The organism is Candidatus Fusobacterium pullicola (genome assembly GCA_018883725.1).
GTDB lineage: Bacteria > Fusobacteriota > Fusobacteriia > Fusobacteriales > Fusobacteriaceae > Fusobacterium_A > Fusobacterium_A pullicola.
Window position 1 is genome coordinate 19,042 of the sequence record JAHLFN010000041.1, and the last position, 8,511, is coordinate 27,552.

General features: G+C 30.2%; 9 protein-coding genes. 8 read left to right on the top strand and 1 reads right to left on the bottom strand.

Going from position 1 to position 8,511, the window contains the following annotated elements; translation table 11 throughout:
* Window position 1: 1 nt before the first annotated feature.
* Window positions 2-2,014 (bottom strand): NAD-dependent DNA ligase LigA, encoded by a 2,013-nt coding sequence (gene ligA, locus IAA47_04730; protein ID MBU3842276.1) that lies wholly within the window; start codon window positions 2,012-2,014, stop codon window positions 2-4.
* A gap of 176 nt (window positions 2,015-2,190) precedes the next feature.
* Between ligA and IAA47_04735 the strand changes: the two genes are divergently transcribed.
* The 8 genes from IAA47_04735 to IAA47_04770 all read left to right on the top strand — a co-directional run bounded on the left by IAA47_04735 (window position 2,191) and on the right by IAA47_04770 (window position 8,416).
* Entirely contained in the window at window positions 2,191-3,129 is a 939-nt protein-coding gene (locus IAA47_04735) for a manganese-dependent inorganic pyrophosphatase (GenBank protein ID MBU3842277.1), read from the top strand.
* Between the two features lie 95 nt (window positions 3,130-3,224).
* A complete protein-coding gene (locus tag IAA47_04740) occupies window positions 3,225-3,890 on the top strand; it encodes a response regulator transcription factor (protein ID MBU3842278.1) in 666 nt (221 codons plus the stop codon).
* Entirely contained in the window at window positions 3,874-5,196 is a 1,323-nt protein-coding gene (locus IAA47_04745; protein MBU3842279.1) for a HAMP domain-containing histidine kinase, read from the top strand. The genes IAA47_04740 and IAA47_04745 overlap by 17 nt, the downstream gene beginning before the upstream one ends.
* 63 nt (window positions 5,197-5,259) lie before the next feature.
* Window positions 5,260-5,613: a hypothetical protein gene (locus tag IAA47_04750; GenBank protein MBU3842280.1), complete on the top strand. Its 354-nt coding sequence runs from the start codon at window positions 5,260-5,262 to the stop codon at window positions 5,611-5,613.
* A gap of 159 nt (window positions 5,614-5,772) precedes the next feature.
* A complete protein-coding gene (locus tag IAA47_04755; protein MBU3842281.1) occupies window positions 5,773-6,555 on the top strand; it encodes an HAD family hydrolase in 783 nt (260 codons plus the stop codon).
* Between the two features lie 6 nt (window positions 6,556-6,561).
* On the top strand, window positions 6,562-6,819 hold the full coding sequence (locus tag IAA47_04760; protein MBU3842282.1) for a YhdT family protein: 258 nt from the start codon (window positions 6,562-6,564) through the stop codon (window positions 6,817-6,819).
* The gene (panF, locus tag IAA47_04765; protein MBU3842283.1) at window positions 6,813-8,261 is read left to right on the top strand and encodes a sodium/pantothenate symporter; all 1,449 of its coding nucleotides are present in this window, start codon (window positions 6,813-6,815) and stop codon (window positions 8,259-8,261) included. The genes IAA47_04760 and panF overlap by 7 nt, the downstream gene beginning before the upstream one ends.
* Window positions 8,262-8,287: 26 nt before the next feature.
* Window positions 8,288-8,416, top strand: a complete 129-nt coding sequence (locus IAA47_04770; GenBank protein ID MBU3842284.1) for an HAD hydrolase family protein — start codon at window positions 8,288-8,290, stop codon at window positions 8,414-8,416.
* The last annotated feature ends 95 nt before the right edge of the window (window positions 8,417-8,511 follow it).

Sequence of the window (8,511 nt, forward strand, 5' to 3'; positions counted from 1 at the left end):
TTTAACTCCTCTTTTTACAAATTTCCATAAACTCATCCTCAGTAATTATCTTAATACTTCCTATCTCTTGAGCTTTCTTTAATTTACTTCCAGCTTTCTCTCCAACTATTAGATAATCTAGATTTTTACTTACTGCAGAAAGATTTTTACCACCTAATTTTTCTATCTCTTCCTTTATCTCATTTCTTGTGAAATTTTTCAAAGTTCCTGTAAATAAAAATGTTTTTCCTGTAAACACTTTCTCATCTTCAGGTAACTCCTCTTTCTTTTCTTGAGCAAAAGTAAGTCCATTTATTTTTAATCCCTCTATAAGTTTTTTCTTCTCTTCATCTCTAAAAAACTCATAGATAGCTTGAGCCATTTTATCTCCAACTCCCTCTATCTCCATTAACTCCTCAATACTCATATTCATTAAATTATCAATATTTTCACTTGCCTCTGCTAAAAGTTTAGCTGAAGTTTTCCCTACAAATGGAATTCCTAAAGCACATAAAACTTTTGAATACTCTCTAGTTTTACTAGTCTCAATAGCATTCAGAAGATTATCTACACTCTTTTTCCCCATCTTATCAAGCTTCTCAAGCTCCTCTCTATGATTTTTTAACTCATAGATATCTACAATATTCTTTATAAATCCAAGTCTTAGCATATTCTCTACCAGCTTACTACCAAAACCAGCTATATTCATAGCATCACGTGAAACAAAATATATCAACTCTCCCTCTACTTTTCCTGGACAAGCCATGTTTGGACACTTTATATCCACTTGCCCCTCCTCTCTTTCTAATACTGTATTGCATATTGGACAATTAGTAGGTTCTGTTATTATTATCTCACTTCCATCTCTTAACTCCTTTACAGATTTTACAACCTGAGGAATTATCTCAGCTGCTTTTTCTATAAATACACTATCTCCTACCCTTATATCCTTTCTCTCTATCTCTTGATAATTATGTAAACTAGCTCTTTTTACCTTACTTCCTGATAGTTCTACCTCTTCTAACTCAGCTACTGGTGTTACCTTTCCAGTTCTTCCTACCTGCCAAGTTACCCCTAAAATTTTAGTAGTCACCTGTTTAGCTGGAAATTTAAAAGCTATTGCCCATCTAGGACTTTTAGTAGTATTTCCTAATATATCCCATAACTCTATATTATTTACCTTTATTACCATTCCATCAGTTTCATAGTCTAGCTCTTCTCTTTTAGCTCCCCAATACTCAATTCTCTCTATCAATTCTGAAGAGTTTTTCAATACTTCACATACTCCAGTCGTTTTTATTCCCAGTTTTGAAAGATACTCTATACTCTCACTATGTGTTTTTACTCCATAATTTTGTGCATCAACTAAAAAATAGAAATAAGCATCTAGCCCTCTTTCTCTTATTATACTTGAATCTAACTGTCTTAAAGTTCCAGCAGCCGCATTTCTTGGATTAGCAAAAACCTCTTCTCCATTCTCCAATCTCTTTCTGTTTAACTCCTCAAATTTAGATAGTGGTAGTACAACCTCTCCTCTTATCTCTATACTTACCTTTTCTTTTAATTCCCTTGGAATAGAAGATATCTCTAAAATATTTTCAGTAACATCCTCACCTACTGCTCCATCTCCTCTAGTTACTGCCCTTACAAGTTTTCCATTCTCATATTGAATACTCAAAGACAATCCATCTAATTTTAACTCTAAAGCATAGTTTATCTCCTTTTCTTCAGGAAGTAACTTTTTTATTCTTTCTATAAAGTCTGCTATATCCCCTTCATTATATGAGTTTGATAGACTTAACATAGGTTTTTTATGTGTCACCTTTTGAAACTTTGTCTCTTTAAGTGATGTCGCTCCTACCACCTCTGTCGGTGAGTTTTCCTCTCTATATTCAGGATATTTCTCCTCTAACTCTTTTAACTCTGCTAATAATTTATCAAATTCAACATCAGATATAAGACTTTCATTATTTGTATAGTAGTAATCACTGTACTTTTTTATCTTCTCTCTTAACTCTTTTATATATTTTTTCACAATTTTCTCCTCTCAATTTAACTTTACAATTAAATTATAATACACTCTCTCTTATTTTGTCTAAGTTTTTTTCAATTCATCTCTTCTATTTCCTTGCTTTTTTTATTTTTCCTATTCCTAAATCTTAAAAAAAATGGTATTATATTTAAGTAAATATATATTTTTAAGGAGGAGTTATGAAAAAAATTCTTGTTTTTGGACATAAAAATCCAGATACTGATTCTATATGTTCAGCAATATCTTTCGCTGAGTTAAAAAATGCTCAAGGTGTTAATGTTGTACCTTGTAGACTTGGAAATGTAAGTAGAGAAACTCAATTTGCTCTAAACCACTTTGGAGCTGAAGCACCTCTATTTATAGAAAATGTAAATCCAGATGAAAATGGTAAAAAAGAGGTTATTTTAGTTGACCACAACGAAAAAATACAAACAGCTGATGGAATTGAAAATGCTAAAATAATAGAAGTTGTTGATCACCATAAATTTGGCTTAGTTACTGATGAGCCTTTAAAAATTACTGCTGATACAGTTGGATGTACTTGTACTTTAGTATATAGATTATTCAAACAAGCTGGAATTACTCCATCTAAGATGGCAGCTGGACTTATGATGAGTGCTATCATCTCTGATACTTTATTATTCAAATCTCCAACTTGCACACCTGAAGATGTTGAAGCTGTAAAAGAGCTTTCTAAAATCTGTGGAGAGGAAAATTTTGAAGATTATGGAATGAAACTTCTTATTGAAGGAACTTCATTATCTGATAAAACTCCAGAAGAAGTTATCACAATAGATATGAAAGAGTTTGATATGAATGGTAAAAAAGTAGCTGTTGCTCAAGTTAATACTGTTGATGTAGCTGGACTTTTAAATACTCAAGCTGAATTAGAAACTGCTATGAACTCTATGAGTGAAAAAGCAAACTATGATCTATTTGTACTTGTTATAACTGATATCATTAAAGCTGGTTCTTATGTGTTAACTGTTGGAAAATGCCCAGAGTTAGTAGAAAAAGCTTTCAATGTAAAATTAGAAAATAAAACTGCTTGGTTAGAGGGAGTAGTTTCTAGAAAGAAACAAGTAGTTCCTTTCATGCTTACAGCTAGCCAAAACTAATTAGATTAAAATTTTTTAAATTAGGGAGAAGAGTTTACTATGAATGGTAAGTTTTTCTCCCTTTATTCTAAAAATTTATAAAAAGGATTGGAGATATGAAAAGAAAAATTTTAATTATAGAGGATGAAAAAGAGCTTACTCAAGTTCTTTATGATACATTTTCACAGGAAGATTTTGAAGTTATAAAAGCTTTTGATGGAGAAATTGGAGTAGATAAATTTTACGAAGAGAAACCTGACTTGATTTTACTTGATATCAACCTACCAAAAAAACTTGGTTGGGAGGTGTGTAAGGAAATTCGTAAAACTTCTAATGTTCCTATTATTATGATGACAGCTAGAGATTCTGATGCTGATGAATATACTGGACTTAGTATTGGAGCTGACGACTATATAACTAAACCATTTAATTTAAAAATTCTCTTACTTAAGGTTAAAAAATTACTAAAATTAGATGATAACAATATATATAAATTTGAATCTCTATCAATAGATATAAAGAAGGGAGAGATCAATATAAGCGGTGAAAGTATTGAGCTTACTAGAAGAGAGATACAGTTTCTTGAATATATGATAAAAAATAAGGGGATTATTTTCTCTAGAGATTACCTTTTAAATGAGATCTGGGGATTTGATTTTGAAGGAGATGACAGAGTAGTGGATACCCTTGTAAAAAGAATACGTAAAAAACTTGGTGACTACAATTTTCTATTAAAAACTATAAGAGGAATGGGGTACAGTTTTGATGAAAATAAAAATTAATCTTTTTCAAAAGATATTCTCTCTATCTATGTTTTTAATTATTTTTACTATAACTGTAAGTTATCTCTTCAGTACATTTTTAGCCGACTCTTTCTATATCAATAGAAAAAAAAGTGAGATTTTAGAGATAGTAAAAAATGCTAAAAAACTATCTGTAGATGAGTATATTTTTAAAGACTATGCTTCTGAACTAAGAAATAAAGAGGGAATAAATATATATGTAGTTTCTAAAGAAACAGAGGATAACTATTACAGCTATTCTACTAAGAAAGAAAATGAGGATTTTTACCAAGATGAAGATGGATTTCATATAAAACAACTTCCTTTTTCAAAGGTAATGCTATTAATATATAGAGAGGAACTATCCAACGAAGATATTCTCTTTGTTACAACCTCACTTTCTGTTATGAGTAGCCATAGACACGAGGTTTACTCTCTTCATATGATAACCTTAGTTTTAACTATGATTTTAAGTATATTTATCTGTCAATTTTTTACTAAAAAAATTACTAAAAATATATCTGAGCTCAACAGAGTAGCGAAGCAGATTACTAACCTAGATTTTTCAGAAGAGGTTGTTTTAAATACATCAGATGAGTTAAACGAGTTAGGTAAAAATATAAATATCATGTCTAAGAGTATCTCCTCGTCTATTGAAAATCTAAATAGTTTTGTTTCAAATGCTTCACATGAATTAAAAACCCCTATCACAGTTATCAATACTCATGCTCAAGCTCTATTAAACGGTACTGTTAATGATGAAAAATTAAAAAAAGATTATTACAAGGTTATTTTAAAAGAAAGTAAGGAGATGAGTAGCTTAGTAAGTGATCTGCTCCTTATATCTAAACTATCCTCTCTTGAAAAAAATATTGAAAAAGAGGAGTATTCCGTACTCACATTACTACATGAAAGCATAGAAAAATTTGAACTTTTAGAGCTACAAAAAAATATAGAGTGGGAGATTAAATTGAAAGATTTTACCCTTTTTATCAATAAAAAACTTTTTAAAGTTGTTATAGATAACTTGGTTAATAATGCCCTCAAATACTCCCCAGAGGATTCTATCATTGAGGTTTATTCCATAGGAAATGGTATAGTTTTTAAAAATCCAATGTATTTAGCTGAAAAAGTAAGTGTTGATAAACTATTTCAACCATTTTATAGAGGTACCTCCGCTACAGAATTAAATATTGATGGGAGTGGACTCGGTCTATCTCTAATTAAGAGAATTTTAGATTTACACTCTTTCAACTATTCGATTGAGATAGAGGAAAACCATTTCAAATTTATTTTGACATATTGAGGACATAAAATAAATTTATAATTTAGACAAATAAAAAGATAAGATATTAGGGAGTGATGTATTATGAAAAAGATATTAATTGGAACAATGATGATATTAGCTATTAGCTCAACTGGATTTGCTAGAATGCATGATTTAAAAGATGATTCTACTCCTGTTCCACCATACATGCTTAAAATGAGAAAGGGAAATTGTAGAACAAACTCTGAACTTGAAAGAGCTAAAATAATGATTGAAGAGAAAAAACTTGAGATTAGAAAAGAGTTATTGAATGATAAACCTAATTGGAATAAAATAGAAAAATTAAATATTGAAATTGCTACTCAAGAGGCTAAAAATAGAACTACAAATATGAGAGAGAGATTTGAAAATAGCTTTACTACGCAAGCTCAAGCACCTGTTTCAAGCAATCAATAAAACTATTAATAATATATTAAAAGGAGTGTTTCACCAGAAAACTGTCTGCTAAAATACTCCTTTTTTTATTTTATCTGAAATCTATTTTAATTTTTTCTTTCTAATTTTTAAAATTTAAGGTAAAATAGAGTATATTTTTTATATGAGGTGATTTACTAAATGAAATTTGTTGTATCAGATTTAGATGGAACATTATTACACTCTCGTAACGTAGTTAGTGACTATACTGTTGAAACTATTAAAAAATTAGTCGATAACGGTGTAAATTTTGCTATAGCTACTGGAAGAGGACAACAGGGAGTACAAGATATTTTAAAACAACTTGGTATCACTCCCTATCTAATATGTAACAATGGAGCTAATATATATACTCCAGAGGGAGAGTGTATCTTTGATGAAAGAATTCCTCAAGATGTTGTTACTCAAATTTTAAAGGAAATTAGAAGAAACAACCTCTTTTACAGTGCCTTTCAAAATGAATTTCTCTTCCATAGTAATGAAGAACCTGTAGAGGATTTTACTAGTAGACCTCTTTTTACAGAGATTGGAGTAGATAGGGAAGAGGATATTCCATCTTTAAATAAAATAATTGTAACTAATCAAAATCCAGAGGTATTAATTGAACTTGTAGCTATTTTAAAAGAGAAGTTCTCTCATTTAGCAGAGATTATGTTATCTCAAGCTACTTGTCTAGATATTGCCCCTAAAAATTGTACAAAGGGAACAGGAATAGAAAATCTTGCTAAAATTTTTAATCTTACTCCTAATGATTTTATGGCATTTGGAGATGGAGAAAATGACCTAGATATGCTTAAAACTGTAGGACATCCTGTAATAATGGAAAATGCTCAAGATATTCTAAAAGAAAAATTTTCTATAACAACACTTTCTAATAAAGAGGATGGTGTAGCTGTATATTTGAAAAACTTCTTTAATTTATAGGTGATAATATTGAGAGCAAAACAGATAAATAAAGAAATAATTATTACTTTAATACTATATATCTTCTATTTTGGATGGTGGTACTACTTTGCATATCTTCACACAGATAGTGAAGATGTTAAAAATTTTAAATATATCTTAGGATTACCTGAATGGTTTTTCTATTCCTGTGTATTGGGATTAATTGTTATAAACATCTTAGTTTTCATTGTAGTTACCTTCTTTTTCAAAAATACTTCTTTAGAGGAGGAGGAAAAATGTTAATAATTATCCCTATTATTCTTTATCTTTTAACAATGTTAGGAATTGCCTATAAAGTCAATCAAATAAAAAATAGTAAAGAGGTAGATTTTTCTGAAGAATACTTTATTGGTAGTAGAAATATGGGTGGCTTCGTCTTAGCTATGACCATTATAGCTTCATATGTTGGAGCAAGTTCATTTATAGGTGGGCCTGGTATTGCCTATAAATTAGGACTTGGTTGGGTTTTACTTGCCTGTATACAGGTTCCAACAGCCTTCTTTACCTTAGGAATTATCGGAAAAAAATTGGCCATTATCTCAAGACGAATAAATGGAGTCACTATAATAGATTTACTCAGAGTAAGATATAAAAGTGATATTGTTGTTATTCTCTCCTCTGTTACTATGCTAATATTTTTTATTGGAACAATTGTAGCACAGTTTATTGGAGGAGCAAGACTTTTTGAAACAGTAACTGGTTTTTCATATTTAACAGGATTAATAATATTCTCATCAGTTGTAATTGCTTATACATCTTTTGGAGGATTTAGAGCTGTAGTTATCACAGATGCTATTCAAGGAGTTGTAATGCTTTTAGCTACTGGAGTTCTATTTTACACACTTCTAAAACATGGAAAGGGAATGGAAAATATAATGCTTACCATTGCTAAAACAAATCCAGAGATGTTAACTCCAACTTCTAATGGTAATATTGCCCTGCCTTTTATTCTATCCTTTTGGGTTTTAGTTGGTATTGGATTACTAGGATATCCCTCTACAGCTGTAAGATGTATGGGATTTAAAGATAGTAGATCTCTTCATAGAGCTATGATTATTGGAACCTCTGTAGTTGGTTTACTAATGTTGGGAATGCACTTAGTTGGAGTTATGGGAGTAGCTATTGAGCCAAATATTGAGATTGGGGATAAAATAATTCCAATCCTTGCTCTAAAACATCTTCATCCTATTCTTGCTGGAATATTTATCGGTGGTCCACTAGCTGCTATAATGTCAACTGTTGATTCATTACTTATTATGTCTTCAGCCACTATTGTAAAAGATTTATATTTACACTATATAGATAGAAATGCTTCTGTAGAGAAGATAAAAAAACTCTCTCTTATGACCTCTCTAGGTTTTGGAATAATAGTTTTTCTATTATCATTAAATCCTCCTGATCTATTAGTATGGATTAATCTTTTTGCTTTTGCTGGATTAGAAGCAACTTTTTTCTGTCCAATTGTTTTTGGATTATTTTGGAAAAGAGCTAACGCAACTGGAGCTGTAGCTTCTATGATATTTGGATTTATAACATTTATATATCTAACTGTATGCAAAGTATCAATCTTAGGAATGCATAATATTGTTCCTGTACTATTTGTTAGTTCAATTGTATTTATTATTGGTTCCTATGTTGGTGAAACTACTGATGATGAAACTATTGATCTGTTCTTTAATTTTTAATTAAATGTTGCAAAATCGGAGTAGCTATGGGTAACGGTGGCCCAGAAATAAAAGAAGTGGCTACTCATATAACTGATTCAGTTGAAAAAGATGGATTATGGAAAGCTTTTAAAAATCTGAGTAACTACTCAGCTATGAGTTTTTACAAAAAATAAAAATAGCCAAATAGAGGGAGTTTTCAACATTTTTGTTGAAGGCTCCCTTTCTATTCAACTACTGGTAACATAATTTCGCATAAATCAAATATACT

Coding starts and splice junctions, on each gene's coding strand:
- panF (MBU3842283.1), top strand. CDS start 6,813: ATGTTAATAATTATCCCTATTATTCTTTATCTTTTAACAATGTTAGGA.
- IAA47_04755 (MBU3842281.1), top strand. CDS start 5,773: ATGAAATTTGTTGTATCAGATTTAGATGGAACATTATTACACTCTCGT.
- IAA47_04750 (MBU3842280.1), top strand. CDS start 5,260: ATGAAAAAGATATTAATTGGAACAATGATGATATTAGCTATTAGCTCA.
- IAA47_04735 (MBU3842277.1), top strand. CDS start 2,191: ATGAAAAAAATTCTTGTTTTTGGACATAAAAATCCAGATACTGATTCT.
- IAA47_04745 (MBU3842279.1), top strand. CDS start 3,874: ATGAAAATAAAAATTAATCTTTTTCAAAAGATATTCTCTCTATCTATG.
- IAA47_04740 (MBU3842278.1), top strand. CDS start 3,225: ATGAAAAGAAAAATTTTAATTATAGAGGATGAAAAAGAGCTTACTCAA.
- IAA47_04770 (MBU3842284.1), top strand. CDS start 8,288: ATGGGTAACGGTGGCCCAGAAATAAAAGAAGTGGCTACTCATATAACT.